General features: G+C 63.6%; 15 protein-coding genes. 1 reads left to right on the top strand and 14 read right to left on the bottom strand.

Annotation, left to right across the window (positions count from 1 at the left end; translation table 11 throughout):
- From ACTS2Z_RS08660 to ACTS2Z_RS08675, 4 genes are all read right to left on the bottom strand, one after another.
- Positions 1-799: amidase (locus tag ACTS2Z_RS08660; RefSeq protein ID WP_442572817.1), on the bottom strand; the 799-nt coding region annotated here is incomplete at its 3' end.
- Entirely contained in the window at positions 796-2,193 is a 1,398-nt protein-coding gene (locus ACTS2Z_RS08665) for a phenylacetate--CoA ligase family protein (protein WP_442572818.1), read from the bottom strand. The genes ACTS2Z_RS08660 and ACTS2Z_RS08665, both read right to left, overlap by 4 nt.
- A 23-nt stretch (positions 2,194-2,216) precedes the next feature.
- A complete protein-coding gene (locus ACTS2Z_RS08670; protein WP_442572819.1) occupies positions 2,217-3,563 on the bottom strand; it encodes an MmgE/PrpD family protein in 1,347 nt (448 codons plus the stop codon).
- Positions 3,560-4,933: an MmgE/PrpD family protein gene (locus tag ACTS2Z_RS08675; protein WP_442572820.1), complete on the bottom strand. Its 1,374-nt coding sequence runs from the start codon at positions 4,931-4,933 to the stop codon at positions 3,560-3,562. Before ACTS2Z_RS08675 ends, ACTS2Z_RS08670 begins: the two co-directional genes overlap by 4 nt.
- A 54-nt stretch (positions 4,934-4,987) precedes the next feature.
- Here ACTS2Z_RS08675 and ACTS2Z_RS08680 point away from each other — a divergent pair, with 54 nt between their 5' ends.
- Positions 4,988-6,241, top strand: coding sequence for an acetyl-CoA hydrolase/transferase C-terminal domain-containing protein (locus ACTS2Z_RS08680; RefSeq protein ID WP_442572821.1), 1,254 nt, complete (start codon positions 4,988-4,990; stop codon positions 6,239-6,241).
- Here ACTS2Z_RS08680 and ACTS2Z_RS08685 read toward each other — a convergent pair whose 3' ends face one another.
- From ACTS2Z_RS08685 to ACTS2Z_RS08730, 10 genes are all read right to left on the bottom strand, one after another.
- A complete protein-coding gene (locus tag ACTS2Z_RS08685; RefSeq protein WP_442572822.1) occupies positions 6,242-7,411 on the bottom strand; it encodes a CaiB/BaiF CoA transferase family protein in 1,170 nt (389 codons plus the stop codon). It lies immediately after the preceding gene.
- Complete coding sequence (locus ACTS2Z_RS08690; RefSeq protein ID WP_442572823.1) at positions 7,408-8,559, bottom strand: CaiB/BaiF CoA transferase family protein; 1,152 nt, start codon at positions 8,557-8,559, stop codon at positions 7,408-7,410. Before ACTS2Z_RS08690 ends, ACTS2Z_RS08685 begins: the two co-directional genes overlap by 4 nt.
- A 156-nt stretch (positions 8,560-8,715) precedes the next feature.
- Entirely contained in the window at positions 8,716-9,912 is a 1,197-nt protein-coding gene (locus tag ACTS2Z_RS08695; protein ID WP_442572824.1) for an acyl-CoA dehydrogenase family protein, read from the bottom strand.
- A gap of 39 nt (positions 9,913-9,951) precedes the next feature.
- Positions 9,952-10,473, bottom strand: coding sequence for a MaoC family dehydratase (locus tag ACTS2Z_RS08700; protein WP_442572825.1), 522 nt, complete (start codon positions 10,471-10,473; stop codon positions 9,952-9,954).
- A 3-nt stretch (positions 10,474-10,476) separates the two neighbouring features.
- Positions 10,477-11,298 carry an HpcH/HpaI aldolase/citrate lyase family protein gene (locus tag ACTS2Z_RS08705; protein ID WP_442572826.1) on the bottom strand — a complete coding sequence of 274 codons (822 nt, stop codon included), beginning with the start codon at positions 11,296-11,298 and terminating at the stop codon, positions 10,477-10,479.
- A gap of 81 nt (positions 11,299-11,379) precedes the next feature.
- Complete coding sequence (locus tag ACTS2Z_RS08710) at positions 11,380-11,970, bottom strand: VOC family protein (protein ID WP_442572827.1); 591 nt, start codon at positions 11,968-11,970, stop codon at positions 11,380-11,382.
- A 39-nt stretch (positions 11,971-12,009) separates the two neighbouring features.
- Positions 12,010-12,642, bottom strand: coding sequence for a chromophore lyase CpcT/CpeT (locus tag ACTS2Z_RS08715; RefSeq protein ID WP_442572828.1), 633 nt, complete (start codon positions 12,640-12,642; stop codon positions 12,010-12,012).
- A gap of 3 nt (positions 12,643-12,645) precedes the next feature.
- Positions 12,646-13,554 carry a polysaccharide deacetylase family protein gene (locus ACTS2Z_RS08720; protein ID WP_442572829.1) on the bottom strand — a complete coding sequence of 303 codons (909 nt, stop codon included), beginning with the start codon at positions 13,552-13,554 and terminating at the stop codon, positions 12,646-12,648.
- 111 nt (positions 13,555-13,665) lie between these two features.
- Positions 13,666-14,502 carry an SDR family NAD(P)-dependent oxidoreductase gene (locus tag ACTS2Z_RS08725; protein WP_442572830.1) on the bottom strand — a complete coding sequence of 279 codons (837 nt, stop codon included), beginning with the start codon at positions 14,500-14,502 and terminating at the stop codon, positions 13,666-13,668.
- Positions 14,503-14,510: 8 nt separating this feature from the next.
- A complete protein-coding gene (locus tag ACTS2Z_RS08730) occupies positions 14,511-14,825 on the bottom strand; it encodes an REDY-like protein HapK (RefSeq protein ID WP_442572831.1) in 315 nt (104 codons plus the stop codon).
- Between the last annotated feature and the right edge of the window lie 42 nt (positions 14,826-14,867).

Genomic DNA, 14,867 nt, shown 5'->3' on the forward strand with positions numbered 1-14,867 from the left:
GGCCCCGCAAATGGTCCAGCGCTGCCTCGAACGCCTGCATCACGGCGACCGGCACATCAACGTCCAGTTCAATACGCCAGCGGCCAATGACGGCGCCGTCCAGCGCTTTTGTCCGGCGCGGCAGGGCAATGCCCGACATGACCGAAAAGGCCGCCGCCAGATCACTCGCCCTGCTTGCCATCGGCCCGACATGGTCGAGTGAATGGGATAGCGCCGTAACGCCGTGTGTAGCTATCGCTCCGCGCGAGGGCTTATGGCCGCTAACGCCGCAATAGCTGGCAGGGATGCGCACCGAACCCATCGTGTCGGTGCCCAGCGTTACGGGCGCAAAACCTGCAGCGGCGGCTGCGCCTGAACCGCCCGATGAACCGCCCGGCGTCAGTCCCTCGCCCAGCGGGTTCAGGCAACGCCCGAAATGGGGATTGTCGGTTATGGCGCCGAGCGCGCCCTCCTCCATGTTCAGCGTGCCCAGAATGACAGCGCCGTCATCGCGCAGTGCCTTCACCACCGGTGCATCAGCTGCCGCCAGACGGTCACGATAGGCACCGATACCGGCATGCCAGGGCAGGCCGGCAACCGCGATATTGGCCTTCACCAGAACCGGCACCCCGTCCATCGGCGACAGGCTCGCGCGCCGGTCACGGCGCGCCTGCGCCGCTTCGGCGGACTGGCGGGCATCGGGCGTAAGGTCCAGCACCGCATTCAGCCGATCATTATCGGCCCGGATGCGCGCAAGGCAGGTCTCGAAGGTCTCAAGCGGACGGGCATGTGCGCCCGGGAGGGTGAAAGCGGGCATCATCCGAACCGCGTGTCGATCAGGCGAACGGGCTTCTGACGGATCTCGGTCTGGGTAAGGCTTGCCAGTGCGCCGGGCGTATGGATTTCCACCTCGACCTCGATCCCGATCTTGCGCTTCAGAATGTCACCAACCGCCTCCTTCAGGCCCGCTAGCTGCTCGCGCATTTCCACGGCGACGGTGAATATCTCGCGGCCATCAGCCTCGCGGCGTGCCTTGCAGATGAACTCGCCATTGAACGCGCTGATCTCCTCGATCAGGGGACCGACCGCTTGCGGGAAGATGTTGATGCCCCGGATTTTCACCATGTTATCCGAACGCCCAAGAAATCCTTCTATCCGATTGAAATTAATGCCGATGGAGGATTTGCCGGGCATCAGCCGGGTGACGTCATGCGTGTTGAAGCGGATGATCGGATAGATGTCGTCCTTGTAAAGGCAGGTACAGATCATGTCGCCGGACTGGCCGTCTGCGACCGGCTTGCCGGTCTCGATGTCGGCGATTTCGAGGAATTGCGCGTCCTCCATCACGTAGAGACCGTCGCGGTCCGGTCCCTCGCCGGCAATGATGCCTGTATCGCCTACGCCATACCAGTCAAAGCATTCGGCCCCGCCCCATGCCCGCGACAGGGACTCCTTGTCCTCGCGCCCCAGATGACCGGAAATCATCCGGATATTCAGATCACGAACCGGATCAATGCCTTGTTCAACAGCTACTTGAGCGAGCTTCTTGATGTAATCAGCAAAGCCGACAATCACCGTGGCGCCAAAATCGCGCATCAGTTCCACCTGCCTGGCCGAGCGGGTTTCCACGCCCGTGCCTGCGCTCATGAACACGGCGCTCGTCCAGTGGATGACGGCTTCGCGGACATAGTGCCCGCCATTGATCATGCCGTGACCATAGACCGAGTGAACGATGTCATCAGGCCTCAGACCCTGAAAGCGGTAGAGGCGTCCAAGCATGAGATTCTGAATCTCGCGGGATTTTGCGCCAAACAGCAGAACCTGCGGGGTGCCCGTGGTACCTGACGTGGTGTGCATGACAACGGGCGGACGCGCGCCCTCGCCATAGCTTTCAAAGCCCGCAAAATCGCCAAACGGCGGCTTGCGGGCGATGGAGTCCATGATGTCCTGCTTGTCGAAGCTCGGCAGCGAAGGAAGCGTCTCCAGCCCCTTGATGTCGCCGGGCTCGATGCCTGCCGCCCCCCAGAGGCGCTGGTAGAAGGGTGTCTGCCAGGCCCGCGCGACGCAGGCCGCAAACAGGCGCTCCTGCCGGGCGCGCAACTCATCCCGGCTGGTGCGGGTGGCGAAGTCGACAAAGTCGGCACCAATGGGAAAGTCAGCCCGAACGGCGTTCCAGTCCACGGCGTTGAAATAGGTATTGTGCCCGTCTGACATTCTGGTCCCCATCTGTCTTCGTTCTACGGCGTCAGAAACGCGAGCAGCGCTGCGCCCTGCTCGTGGTGCGTGATGCCGCCCATGTGTTCATGCAGTGCGAGGAGCCGTGGTACTGGCAGGCCGGCAAAGGCGAGGCAGGCGGCATATTTGCGCTGCTGGTCTTCAAGAGTCATCGGCAGGGCGGGTGATCCGTAAAGGCGGTCAGTGCTGACCGTTACCAACCGGCCGTCGCGCAATCGGATATCCGCCCGCTGCGGCACAAATTGCGCCGGGTCGTCCGATCCGTCCTCCACCACCGAAATTCGCGCCGCGAGTGCAAGCGTCTCCGGATCGGTCAGCCTGTCAGGCTGGAAGTCCTGCAAACTCACCTCGCCGCCCAGCAGGGCACGCGCACCCACATAGCCAAAACACAGGCGGGCATGGTTGATGCCCATGCCGGGCTGGACGCTGCGCCCCACAAGGCGCCGGATCAGGGGCGGGGCAATCAGCGTGATGCTTTCCACCTCGTCAGCAGAAACGCCTTCGCCCCGGGCTTTCAGCATCAGAGCGATGCCGCCTTGCGCGGCGCGGCCCGTGGGCCAGGGCTTGTGCGAGACTTCGGTGATCCGCCAGATCGTTCCCAATGCGGCGATGACCGGGCCGAGATCCCAGCTCTCCTCAAAGAGCGGCAGGTAGCCGTACGGCCCTTCCAGCGCATCGGACGGTCCTTCAAGGCCCGCCTCGGCGAGATCACAGGCGACCAGCGCCGCCCGCGCCGCATGCGCGATCTGGACCGGCAGGGCCGGTTTTCCCTCCACATGCGCCTGCATGGTGCCGGCGGCCTGCGCCAGCGCGTAGCCAATAGCGTTGCGCGCCAGAGCTTCATCGAAGCCACGCAAGCGGGCAATGCCCAGCGTTGCGCCGAACAGGCCAGCCGTTGCGGGCCGGAAAAAGCGGATCGGACTGGAAACCGCCACGCCCAGTCCGGCTGCAACATCTACCGACAGGATAATGGCGGCGAGCAAATCGCGGCCAGAGTGCCCGCGGTCCTCGGCCTCCGCCGTCAGGGCAGCGCCAATGGTTGCCATCGGGTGGACCACCGCGCGCTCGTGCACGCAGTCATATTCCTGACAATGTATCTGGAAGGCGTTCACGTAGGCGGCGCTGGCGGCAGGCAGGCGTTCGCCCGTACCCCAGACCGTCCCGCCCTGCCCCTCGCCCCAGCGCCGGGCAACCGAGCGTACAGGTTCGGCGAGCGGGCTTGCCGAACCGGCCGCGCCGACGCACAGCGTATCGAGATAGAAGGTCCGCGCTGCCTGCCAGGCCGCTTCGGGAATGTCTTCAAAGCGTGTTTCGAGAACATGGCGGGTCAGGCGGGTTTGCGGGTTCATACCACCCCCCTGATGCCTGCGGCGGGAAGGCTGGCGACAAAGTCTTCCAGATCGCCGCCTGACGCCAGAGCAAGGGCGGTCTCGCACACGCGCGCAGCCATGGCGGGGCTGATACGGCCCTGCGCACACAGCGCCATCGCCTTGTGTTCCAGCTCGCCCACGGAAAGCGGGTTTTCCGGGTCGCCGAGGGCGTCGGGCACGTTGGCGGTGTGCGCCTTGCCTGCGCGATCAGTAATCGTCACACGCGCGCCATAACGCGCAGGGTAGGCATTGTTGAAGTCGGACGAAGTCTCGACCGCCGTCTTTCCCGCCAGGAGGCGGATGTGCGGATCGCCAAAGACGTCGGGTTCGAAATCAAAGATTTGCGGTTTGCCGCGCAAGAGGCTCACCGCAACGGAATGCTGTAGCGAGAACTTCGCTTCGAGCACGGTCTGGGGGCGCGGCCGGTCACAGAAGGCCAGAGCGTCAGAATAGGTCTCCACGGTCACGCCAGCTATTTCGCTGGCAGAAACAGCGTCACGAATGCTCAGTGCTGCATCGATGGCGGCATGAGCGTGGCGGCAGGCCGGCCAGGGCTTGAAGCTGACCTCGTGAATGCGCCAGTCGCCGTCATAGTGCGCCAGAATGGCAGACGGGTCAGCGCCGGGGCAGGTTGCAGCGAAGAAACCCTGAACGCCTTCGAAAATCTCCAGCGGACCGGTAAAGCCGCCGGCAGCGAGGCGCGCGCCGAGCAGCCCCGCATGGGCTGCGCGGGCGGTGTGGAGCTGTTTGGCCATGGAAGCCGGGTCATGGCGGGTCTGCCACAGCCCGCTAGATTGGGTTCCGGCAAGCGCGAGCGCGTGGGCCGCCTGGCCTTGTTTCAGACCGAAGGCGCTGGCTGCGGCCATCGCAGCGCCGAACGGCCCGCACGTGCCGGTATTGTGCCAGTAGGCGTAATGACCGGGCCCCACTGCCCTGCCGACTCGAATAACCGCTTCGTATCCGCGAACGACGGCATCGAGAAAGGCCGTCGCATCACCCCCCGCCATCTCGCAGGCTGCAAGCGCTGCCGGTATGACGACGGGTCCCGGATGCAGGATGGCGCGTTTGTCGACATCATCCATCTCAAGGACATTACCGAGTGCGCCATTGATCATGATGGCAGACAGGGCGGGAGCGCTTCTCGCACCAATGACGGTGCAGTGGCCAGCCCCCTCGTCACGCAGGGCGCTGCCGAGGATCTGCGCCTGCTCACTGACGCTGCCCGCAATGGCGCAGGCGGCCCAGTCGAGCACGTGCAGCGCCGCGCGCGACCGGTCGTCCTCGCTGACTGGCGCGGCGCATATTCCAGCCAGTTCAGCGGCCACCGAATTGAGGATTTGTCCGGACATACATGGCCTTGTAGCATGCGCGCGAATGGCCGCAAAAGGGTATATCATTTGAAAATGCCATCAAGCCTCAGCGCCCGCGACGCCCTGATCGATATCCGCCGGACATTCGGCGAGACTGCACGCATCTATGTGCCTGGCGTGGCCGCCGAACCGCTGGTGCTCGCCGACGCTCTGCGGGCAGAACCGGAACTGGCGGCTGGCCATGTCTTTTCGGGCATCTGGATTCCGGGCGTGAATGGCACCGACTGGTCCGGCTTCCATCCCGACTCGCGCTCGGAGCAGATATTTCTGGGTCCGGAATGGCGCGCAGGCTTCGAACAAGGCCGCACGCGCTTTCTGCCCCTGACCTACACCCAGGCCTGGCGCTGGCTGGAGGCATCGCCTGTCGATGCCGCGTTCGTGACAGTGTCGCCACCCGATGCGCAAGGCCGCGCGAGCCTTGGTGGTGCCAGCGATTTCACGCCGGCCTTGTGGGCTCGTGCCCGTTGCCGCTACGCCATAATCAATCCGAACCTCATTGCAATGAACGGCGCGCCAGAAATCGCCCTTTCTGATTGCGACGGCATTATCGAGGCGGACACGGCCCTGCCCGGCTATGATGCTGGCGCGCTGGCGCCCGAGTTTGAGGCGATTGCCGGTCATGTTTCCGGCCTCGTGCAGGACAGCGACGCGGTCCAGTTCGGGTTGGGCAAGGTTCAGCTGGCCGTTTTGCCCGCCCTGCATGCCCACAAGAGGCTCAACATCCATTCCGGCATGGTCTCCGATCCCCTGCTCGCCCTTCTCGACGGCGATGGCATCGCCTCCATGACAACCGGCGCGATACTGGGATCAGATGGCCTGCACCGGCGCCTCGGCAGCGATAACCGGCTGACCATAAAGACCGTCCGGCAAACGCATTTTCCAGGCGCGTTTGAAAACCTACACGGCTTCTGCGCGATCAACTCCCTCATCGAGGTGGACCTGTTCGGGCAAGGCAATGGCGAGTTTGTCGATGGCCGCCAGGTCTCCGGCGGCGGAGGCCTTCTGGATTTTGCACGCGGCGCCCAGATCGCGCCCGCCGGACGGGCGGTTTTCGCCCTTGTCTCAACGGCCCGCAAAGGCACGGTCAGCCGGATCGTACCGCGTCTTGCGACGGGCGCCGCAACGCTCACGCGCAGCGATATAGCCATCGTGGTGACCGAACATGGCGTGGCCCATCTGGACGGGCTGGATATCGATTCGCGCGCACAAGCGCTCATTTCCATTGCCGCCCCCCAGCATCAAGGCGCGCTTCAGGGCGAATGGGACGCGATGCGCCGGGCGATGTGATCAGATCACGCCGCGCGCCTGCAGGTTGGCGATTTCGTCGTCCGAGAGGCCTGCTTCGCGCGCCAGCTCGGCAGAGTGCTGGCCGAAGGCAGGAATGGCGGGCTGCGCCTTTCCGGCTTCCTCTCGAAAGCGGATCGGCAGGCCGATATGGCGATTTCCCTCCCGGTCTGTGAAGACCAGGGCACGCTCGGCTGTATGGGGATCGTCAAACGCATCCTTCAAGGTGCGCACCGGCGCCCAGCAACATTCCACCTCGCGAAGGGCGTCTTCCCATTCACGGAGCGTGCGCTTTGCAAACTCGGCCCTGAAGAAGGCTCGCACCGGCTCTTGCGCCGGGCCCGGCTCCAGCATCGCGACCGGCACCAGATCCGGGCGCCCCAGCGCGTGCAGCAGGTTCTGGGTGAACTTTGCTTCCGATCCGCCGAGCACCAGAAAGCGCCGGTCGGAAGTCTCATAGACATGGTACATGGCCGCGCCGCCAAAGCTGCGCATGTCCTTGACCGGCGGGTGGGCATTCTCGGCAAACACCGGTCCGGTGACATTGGGCGTCCAGGCAAGGGCGGCATCATACATCGCCATGTCGATATAATCGCCGCGCCCCGTCTCATGGCGCCGGTAGAGCGCCATCAATACCGCGGACAAAGCCATCAGCGAGGCGGCCATGTCCGCAACCGGCATGTTCGGGCTCGCAGGCTTGCCGTCTTCGAGGCCACGATTGAGGTCTACAAGGCCTGCCATGGCCTGAACGGTCAGGTCATGGGCTGGTTTAAGCGCGTAAGCGCCAGACTGGCCGAAGGCGGAAATCGAGCAATAGACAAGGCGCGGGTTGAGGGTCTTGAGCGTGTCGTAATCGACACCGAGGCGCTTCACCACGCCGGGGCGGAACGCCTCGACGACCACGTCCGCCTCGCGCGCCAGCGCCTGAACCAGCGCCTGACCGGCAGGGTCTTTCAGATTCACTTTTAGCGAGCGCTTGCCGCGCGCAATGTTGCGGAACCAGACCGACACGCCATCGGCGGTCTTCCAGCCGATCTCGCGCGTCGGCTCTCCGGTCGCATTGGCCGGTTCGATCATCACCACATCGGCGCCGTGATCGGCCATCATCATCGTCATGTGCGGCCCAGGCAGGAAGGCCGACAGATCGAGAACCTTTACGCCGGAGAGTTTCATGGCCGCTCCTGCCGCACCTGTCCGAGCACCTCGTCGGTGTGCTCGCCCAGCTTAGGCGCACGTCTGCCGGCAGGACGTTCACCATTGATGGCGAACGGCTCGCGCAGGAGTTTGAGCCCGCCTTCCCGGTCAGGGTGATCCACCGTCTCGACCATATGGGAAGCCGTCGGCGCATCCAGCGCAGAGGCGATGTCATACACCGGCGCAACAGGGACCTTGCCGCCCAGAACGCTTATCCAGTGGGCCGTCGGCTCGGCCATGAACAGGGCGTCCAGCTCGTCCTGCAACGCGTCACGGTTTTTCCGGCGCGACGCCACATCGGCGTATTCCGCCCGGGCGGCGAGGTCCTCGCGCCCCACTGCCTCGCAGAACACGCTCCAGAATTTCGGCAATTGGCACATCAGGAATATCCAGCCATCAGCCGTGCGGAAGAGCTGGCTTGGCACCACAGACGGGTGGGACGAGCGCGACAGGCGCGTCGTCTCGGCACCCTCATTGAGATACCAGGTGGCCGGGTAGGAAAGCTGATGAAGCGCGGTGTCGAGCAGGCTGACATCCACGTCGCAGCCTGCACCTTTCATGCGGGCACCATGGATCGCCGCCAGCAAGGTGGCTGCCATCATCGTGCCTGTCATGAAATCGACCATGGACAGGCCGAAGCGCGCCGGCGGGCCATCCGGCTCTCCCGTCAGCGAGAGAAAGCCGGCTTCTGCCTGCATGAGATAGTCATAGCCCGGCCAGGCTTCGCGCGCATGTCCGCGCCCGTAGGCAGACAGGTGCGCGCAGACGATATCCGCCTTGATGGATTTGAGTGCCAGGTAATCGACTTTCATCTTTGCCGGCAAATCGCCGCGCAGATTGTTGGCGACGGCATCAGCGGTCTTCACCAGCGCCTCGAAATCAGCACGCCCGGCATCCGACTTCAGATCGAGCACAACCGATTTCTTGCCCCGGTTGAAGGTCTGGAAAAACTGGCTGTCATCAGCGCCCAGATAATAGGGACCGGCCGCGCGTGACGTGTCCCCGCCTTGCGGGCTCTCGATCTTGATCACTTCTGCGCCCAGGGCTGCGAGAAGCTGGGTGCCATAGGGCGCTGCGCCATACTGCTCGATCGTCAGGATGCGCAGACCTTCAAGAGGCTGGTGCATGGTTTTTCCTCTGAGCGTCCTGTGCCGGTGTTTCTCCCCCCGCCTGCGGGGGGAGTGGCCTGAAAGGCCGAGGGGGCATCAAAAAATGCCGCCCCCTCCGTCAGCTTCGCTGACACCTCCCCCGCAAACGGGGGAGGAACGGGAATTTGCCATCCCCTAGACCGGGTTTCGCGCCACAAGCTGCTTGGCGATGATGATGCGCTGCATCTCGTTGGTGCCTTCGCCAATGCACATCAGCGGGGCATCGCGGTAGAGCCGCTCGATCGGGTATTCTTTCGAATAGCCATAGCCGCCATGGATACGCATGGCTTCGGTAGCCACCTCGACAGCGGTCTCGGAGGCGAAATACTTCGCCATGCCGGCTTCCATGTCGATGCGTGCGCCAGTGTCGTAAGCGCGGGCGGCATCCTCGACCAGCAACTCGGCGGCGCGCGTCTTGGCAGCCATCTCGCCGAGCTTCAGCTGGATGGCCTGATGCTCGCAGATCGGCTTGCCCATGGTCTTGCGGGTCTGCGCGTAGGCCACGCTTTCGCGCAAGGCCCGCTTGGCGATCCCGACCGAGCGGGCCGCAATGTTGATCCGGCCGATCTCCAGCCCGCCGGTGGCCATGAAGAAGCCCTGCCCCTCCTCACCGCCAACAAGTGACAGTTCGGCGTCGCAGACATAGTCCTCAAAGACGAACTCGCCGGAATCGATACCCTTGTATCCGAGCTTCTCCAGCTTCTTGCCATTGCGGATGCCCGGCAGTGCCTCGCCGGTTTCCGGGTTCATCTTGGTCACGATCAACATGCTCATCCCCTTGTAGCGGGGCTGGGCTGACGGATCAGTCTTCACCAGAAGCGCGCTGGCATGGCCCTGAATGGCATTGGAAATCCAGGTCTTCGCACCATTGACGACATAGTTGGGACCTTCTCGCCGGGCCGTCGTGCGGATGGCCTGCAAATCGGTGCCGGCATCAGGCTCGGTCAGGCCAAGCCCGCCCCGGATCTCGCCGGTTGCAAAACGCGGCAGCCAGTATTCCTTCTGCTTTTGCGTTCCAAAGCGCTGGACAATCTGGGCCATCATCAAATGGGAGTTGAAGATGCCGGTCAGGCTCATCCACTCCTCGGCAATCATCATGACGATGCGCGAATAGACCGCTGCGCTGAGGCCCAGCCCGCCATATTCGGGATCGATGAGGGCGCCGAACAGTCCCAGCTCCTTCATGTCCTCGACCAGCTCTGCGGGCCAGACATCGTCGTGTTCCAGCTGCATCGCGACGGGCGACACCTTCTTCTCGATCCATTTGGCAATGGCATCGAGCATCTGGCGCTCGTCAGCCTCGGTCATGTGTTGGTTTTCGACAGCAGCCATGATCGTCTCTCCATTCCCCGGACTTGAGAGGAAAATGCTTCAGTAATTCTCGACCTTGTCCTCGACGGCGTTGCCGCGCGCCGGGATCAGCATGTTGCGCTTGAAGGTGCACACCATCACGCCATCCTGATTGAGGCCGCGCGTCAGCACGGTGACAATGCCCTGGCCGGGGCGCGACTGGCTCTCGCGCTTGGCCAGAACCTCGCTCTCGCCATAGATCGTGTCACCGGCGAACACAGGCGCGGTGAACTTCACCTCCTCCATGCCCAGATTGGCGATGGCCTTCTGGGACACGTCGGTGACACTCATCCCGATCAGCAGGGCCAGCGTGTAAGGGCTGACCACCAGGTTCCGCTTGAACTCCGACGCCTTCGCGAACTCGACATCGAAATGCATCGGATGGGTGTTGAGGGTCAGCAGGGTGAAAAGGTGGTTGTCATACTCGGTCACCGTCTTGCCGGGGCGATGCTCATAGATATCGCCGACATGAAAGTCCTCGAAATACCGGCCAAATGTCTCGCGGTACCGGTTCGGTCCGACTTCCTTCCAGTTCTGCACCATGTCCTACTCCTTCAGGCCGGCAGCCGCGAGCGTGCGCTCGGCAGCCCGCTTCAGCGGCAATTCGATAAGTTTTCCGTCCAGAAGCGCGGCAGCGCCCCGGCTCTCGGCAAAGGCTGCAAGCACGCGCCGCGCGTGCGCGATTTCGGCTTCTCCGGGGGTGAAGACGGCGTTGACCCCGTCCACCTGCTTCGGGTGAATGCAGGCGCGTCCGGTAAAGCCCAGCGCCTTGACGCGCGCGGTGCTGGCCGCAAGCCCCTCATCATCATTGACGTCGAGATAGGGCACATCCAGCAGCTGGACTCCGCCAGCCGCCGCAGCGACAGCGAGCGTCGCACGGGCATGGAAAAGCGGTTCCCAGTCCAGCGTGATGCCGAGATCCGCCGCAAAGTCCGCCCCGCCGAACAGGATACCCTGAACACATTCGGCTGCAGCTATCTCGCCGGCACATAAGAGACCCGCAGCGCTTTCCACCACTGGCCAGAGATGCGGGCGCTCATGGGATTCCAGGGCGCCGGCCGCAATCTCCAGCTCCACCGGGTGCGAAACCTTCGGAATCATCACGAAGTCGGCTACGGCACGCGATGCGCTGTAGGCGGCAAGATCGGCGAGCCCTTCGGGCGTGCGCATCGGATTGACCCTGAAACCCAGACGCGGCGTAGCGTCTCGCCGCTCTGACAGGGCCTGCATCACTGCTTCGCGCGCGCTGGCCTTGTCCTGCGGCGCAACTGCATCCTCAAGGTCAATGCAGACCGCATCTGCGCCAGAGGCCAGAGCCTTGGCGATGCGGTCGGGCCGGGAGCCGGGAACAAACAGCAAGGAGCGCATGGAAACGATATACTCTTTCTGAAATGTCCGGACAAATCCGGATTGCAGCCCGGATGCTCAATGTGAGCGAAGGCCGGATGATCAATCCCACTCAAGAGCGGGCGAGATGAGGTTGTTCAGCTCGACGATATGCCCGTCCGGATCACGCAGCATGGACACCATGACCTGGAAGGTCACGCCATCGCCCGGATACTCACGGTAGGTCGGCTCGCTCATCACGGTGAGGCCCGGTACGGCGGCTGCCGCCGGGAAGACGGTGTCGAGCTCGGGCGTATTGAACAGCAAGACAATCTCGCCCGTGCGGAACCCCGTTTCCGGCACATCCGGCGGCGGAGCCTCGCCCGCATTCGCCAGTTCCCAAAGGCCCAGCATGCCGATCCGGTCATCATTGGCCTTGAGCAGCACAAGGCGGGACTGGCTGGTCCCGTCGCGGCTGGTGATGATCTGGTCGTAGGCGACCTCCATGCCCATCGCATCGCGATAGAGGGCAAGCGAAGCCTCGAGATTTCGAACCAGCAGGGTCGTCCGGCGCAGGTCCAGCGGATTGCGCGCAGCGGCCTCCTCCTGGGACAGGGTTGCGGCCATGGCCGTGCTCTCGCGAGCCACCGGTTCGCTGCACGCGCCAAGTGCCAGCACGGCGATGGCGGACATCAGGCAGTGTCGCAGTTTCATGTGGGTCTCTCCCCTGCCCGCTTGGCGGGCGTTTCAAGGTCAGTCGATACGGTCAAAAACGTAGCCGCCCTGCGCCGGTCCCCAGATGAGATTGCCTTCGGCATCGAAGCCGCGATCCCAGTTGGCGTGACCATGCGGGGTGTGGATGGAGCGTGAATGGGTGCGAACCGCGCCGCGCAGGCCAGACGGACAGGTGTCGAACTCGGCCTGCCAGTATCCGTGGGCGATGCGATGGACCGGGCCAGAACAATTCACCTCGCCAAGCTGTTCATCTGCGATGCGCGAAGGCTCCTCATAGGCGCCCACCACCGAGGCCGGATCAGTGAGGCTGTAGATCGTGCGCAGCACTTCGCGGTCGCTCAGCTCCACCAGCCGGATGATGCGCTGGAAGTAAGGGCGCTGCTTGATGGCCGGGTCGAAATCATCCGGCCCTGACCCCAGAAAGGCGTTTTCCTGATAGAGCCAGATGCCGTCCTCGCGCTCCGGCCAGATACGTACCGTCTCGCTTTCCACATAGCCCCAGCCTTCGGTGCGCGATTGCTCCAGGCTGGAGAATGAGCCCGTCAGCAGGGATGCCAGCTCTCCCGCCCCGCCTGATGCAGGCGGGGCTTCCTGAGCGCTGACCGGCGCAGCAAGCAGGAACAGGCTAAAGGCGGCGGCAAGAGCGCGCATGGTTCAGTCTCCCGTATTGGTGATGGCGGGCGCGGGCACAGCCGCTGCAAAGGCATCGGCAATCTGCTCGCGGGTCGCCATCCAGACCCCGTCCTTTTGCGAAACGTAGTCCAGAAAATCGCGGAAGGCCGCGATCCGGCCCGGCCGCCCGATAATGCGCAGGTGCAGGCCGAGGCTCATCATGCGAGCGCCGTCTTGCTTCGCTTCAGCGTGCAGCCAGTCAAACGTATCGATGGCGTATTGCAGCCAGTCGCGCGTGGTCAGCGCAGGCGCCAGCCAGAACTTCATGTCATTGGAATCAAGGGCATAGGGCAACACAATGATCGGCTTGCGGCCGCCGCCCGGCATATCCACGACGTCCCAGTAGGGGAAGTCATCGGAATAATCGTCCATGTGGTAGGTGTAGCCGGCCTCGGCCAGCAGACCGCGCGTAATGTCGGTATGCAGATAGCGCGAAAGCCACCCTGCCGGGCGCCGCCCGCAGGTCTGCGCGATACTGTCGGTACCCTTGCGGATGAACTCCCGTTCGCGCGCCTCGTCCATGAAGGCCTGGAACTTCCAGCGCCAGCCATGGCAGCACGGCTCATCCCCGCGCTCCATGATGGCTTTGGCAATCCAGGGCGCACGCTCCAGCGCCTGTGAACACGCTGTCCAGGTGGCGGGCACCTTGTACGCGTCCAGAAGTTTCAGGACCCGGCCTGCGCCGCGATTAATGCCGTATTGGTAGTTTGTCTCGTTGCCGTGAATGCGGATTGGCGCTTTGAGCGCCACGCCCAGCTCGTCGACCGGCTCCGGGCCCTTGTCGCCGTCACGGATATTGGCCTCTGCCCCTTCCTCGACATTGACGACGATGGAAAGCGCGAGCTTTGCCCCGTTGGGCCAGGTGAATCCGGGCGGTGGATTATGGGTCATGGAGGCTGCTTTCCAGTTTACGCGTTTTACCGGCGAAAGCCGGGATCCATTTCTATGCCAAGCAGGCGATAACGGGTCACGGCTCGGAGGCCGGGCCCCTGGTAGTGGCAATCAGTGCGGCTCCTCGCCGCCCGACACGTTCATGCTTTCAGCGGTGATGTAGGCGGCTTCCTCCGAGCACAGGAAGGCAACCGCCTTTGCGGTGTCCTCCGGCTTGCCGGGGCGCCTGAGCGGGATGCGGTCGGCCATGGCCTTGAGGTAATCCTCGACGCTGGCTGCGCCGACGACCTTGGAGAAATATTCGTTCTGCCAGGCGCCCAGCCCCGTGGTGACATGGTTCGGGCAGACATTGTTCACAGTGATCGCGTGCGGGCCGAGCTCTATTGCCGCCGAGCGCACGAGCCCCACAAGCCCGTGCTTGGAGCTGGTATAGGCCTGCGCATGGGGAAAGCCGGACTTGGCGGCCTGGCTGGCGATATTGACGATGCGCCCGCCCTTGCCGACCTTCACCATCACTTCTGCTGCCGCCTTGATGCCGAAGAAGCAGCCCGTCAGGTTCACGTCGATCACGGCGCGCCAGTCATCCGCCGTTACATCGAGCAGCGGCTTCATGATGTAGCCGATGCCGGCATTATTGACCCAGATATCCAGCGAGCCGTGGGCCTCGACGGCGTGGCGCGCAAGGGCCCGCATCTGCTCAAGATCGCGTACATCACACACCCTGGTGGACGCTGACACGCCCGCCTTGCGGATATCAGCGGCAATCGCCTCCATCTCGTCGGTCGCGCCGATATGCTCGGCCGGCGTAGCCGGATCGGACGGCTTTCCGATGTCGGAAATGACGATGTTGGCACCCTCTGCCGCGAGGCGCAGCGCGATCGCCTCACCCAGCCCCTTGCGGCGCCCGGAGCCGGTGATGACGGCTGTCTTGCCGGTAAAACGTCCCATGCTGCCCCCTAGGCGAGCTTGTCGGTGAGGATGAAGGCGAGATCATCGGTCATGGCCTGAAACTCGCCCGCAATTGCCTGCATGGTCTGGGTGGAAACGTCGGCGCCAAACTGGCCCATATCGTTCACATCGATGATCTCGATATAGGCATATGGCGGCTTTGCCTCCGACCCCAGAAGCCCGGTGGACTTGAAGACGGTGAACTCGTCTACCGACTTCAGCCCGTTGACCGTGGGTATGTCCTTCGCCTTCGCCCAGGCTTCGTAATCGGCTGCGCTGATGCCCGGTTTTAGATTGAAAAGGGCAATGATCCGCGTGGTCATGGGATGGCTTTCCTTCGTTGGGCAACTCCTGCGACACACTGG

It is taken from the genome of Glycocaulis sp., from assembly GCF_052168375.1.
GTDB lineage: Bacteria > Pseudomonadota > Alphaproteobacteria > Caulobacterales > Maricaulaceae > Glycocaulis.

Excerpts from the sequence above, each read along its gene's own strand:
- ACTS2Z_RS08665 (WP_442572818.1), bottom strand. The coding sequence starts at position 2,193 with ATGTCAGACGGGCACAATACCTATTTCAACGCCGTGGACTGGAACGCC.
- ACTS2Z_RS08670 (WP_442572819.1), bottom strand. The coding sequence starts at position 3,563 with ATGAACCCGCAAACCCGCCTGACCCGCCATGTTCTCGAAACACGCTTT.
- ACTS2Z_RS08675 (WP_442572820.1), bottom strand. The coding sequence starts at position 4,933 with ATGTCCGGACAAATCCTCAATTCGGTGGCCGCTGAACTGGCTGGAATA.
- ACTS2Z_RS08680 (WP_442572821.1), top strand. The coding sequence starts at position 4,988 with ATGCCATCAAGCCTCAGCGCCCGCGACGCCCTGATCGATATCCGCCGG.
- ACTS2Z_RS08685 (WP_442572822.1), bottom strand. The coding sequence starts at position 7,411 with ATGAAACTCTCCGGCGTAAAGGTTCTCGATCTGTCGGCCTTCCTGCCT.
- ACTS2Z_RS08690 (WP_442572823.1), bottom strand. The coding sequence starts at position 8,559 with ATGCACCAGCCTCTTGAAGGTCTGCGCATCCTGACGATCGAGCAGTAT.
- ACTS2Z_RS08695 (WP_442572824.1), bottom strand. The coding sequence starts at position 9,912 with ATGGCTGCTGTCGAAAACCAACACATGACCGAGGCTGACGAGCGCCAG.
- ACTS2Z_RS08700 (WP_442572825.1), bottom strand. The coding sequence starts at position 10,473 with ATGGTGCAGAACTGGAAGGAAGTCGGACCGAACCGGTACCGCGAGACA.
- ACTS2Z_RS08705 (WP_442572826.1), bottom strand. The coding sequence starts at position 11,298 with ATGCGCTCCTTGCTGTTTGTTCCCGGCTCCCGGCCCGACCGCATCGCC.
- ACTS2Z_RS08710 (WP_442572827.1), bottom strand. The coding sequence starts at position 11,970 with ATGAAACTGCGACACTGCCTGATGTCCGCCATCGCCGTGCTGGCACTT.
- ACTS2Z_RS08715 (WP_442572828.1), bottom strand. The coding sequence starts at position 12,642 with ATGCGCGCTCTTGCCGCCGCCTTTAGCCTGTTCCTGCTTGCTGCGCCG.
- ACTS2Z_RS08720 (WP_442572829.1), bottom strand. The coding sequence starts at position 13,554 with ATGACCCATAATCCACCGCCCGGATTCACCTGGCCCAACGGGGCAAAG.
- ACTS2Z_RS08725 (WP_442572830.1), bottom strand. The coding sequence starts at position 14,502 with ATGGGACGTTTTACCGGCAAGACAGCCGTCATCACCGGCTCCGGGCGC.
- ACTS2Z_RS08730 (WP_442572831.1), bottom strand. The coding sequence starts at position 14,825 with ATGACCACGCGGATCATTGCCCTTTTCAATCTAAAACCGGGCATCAGC.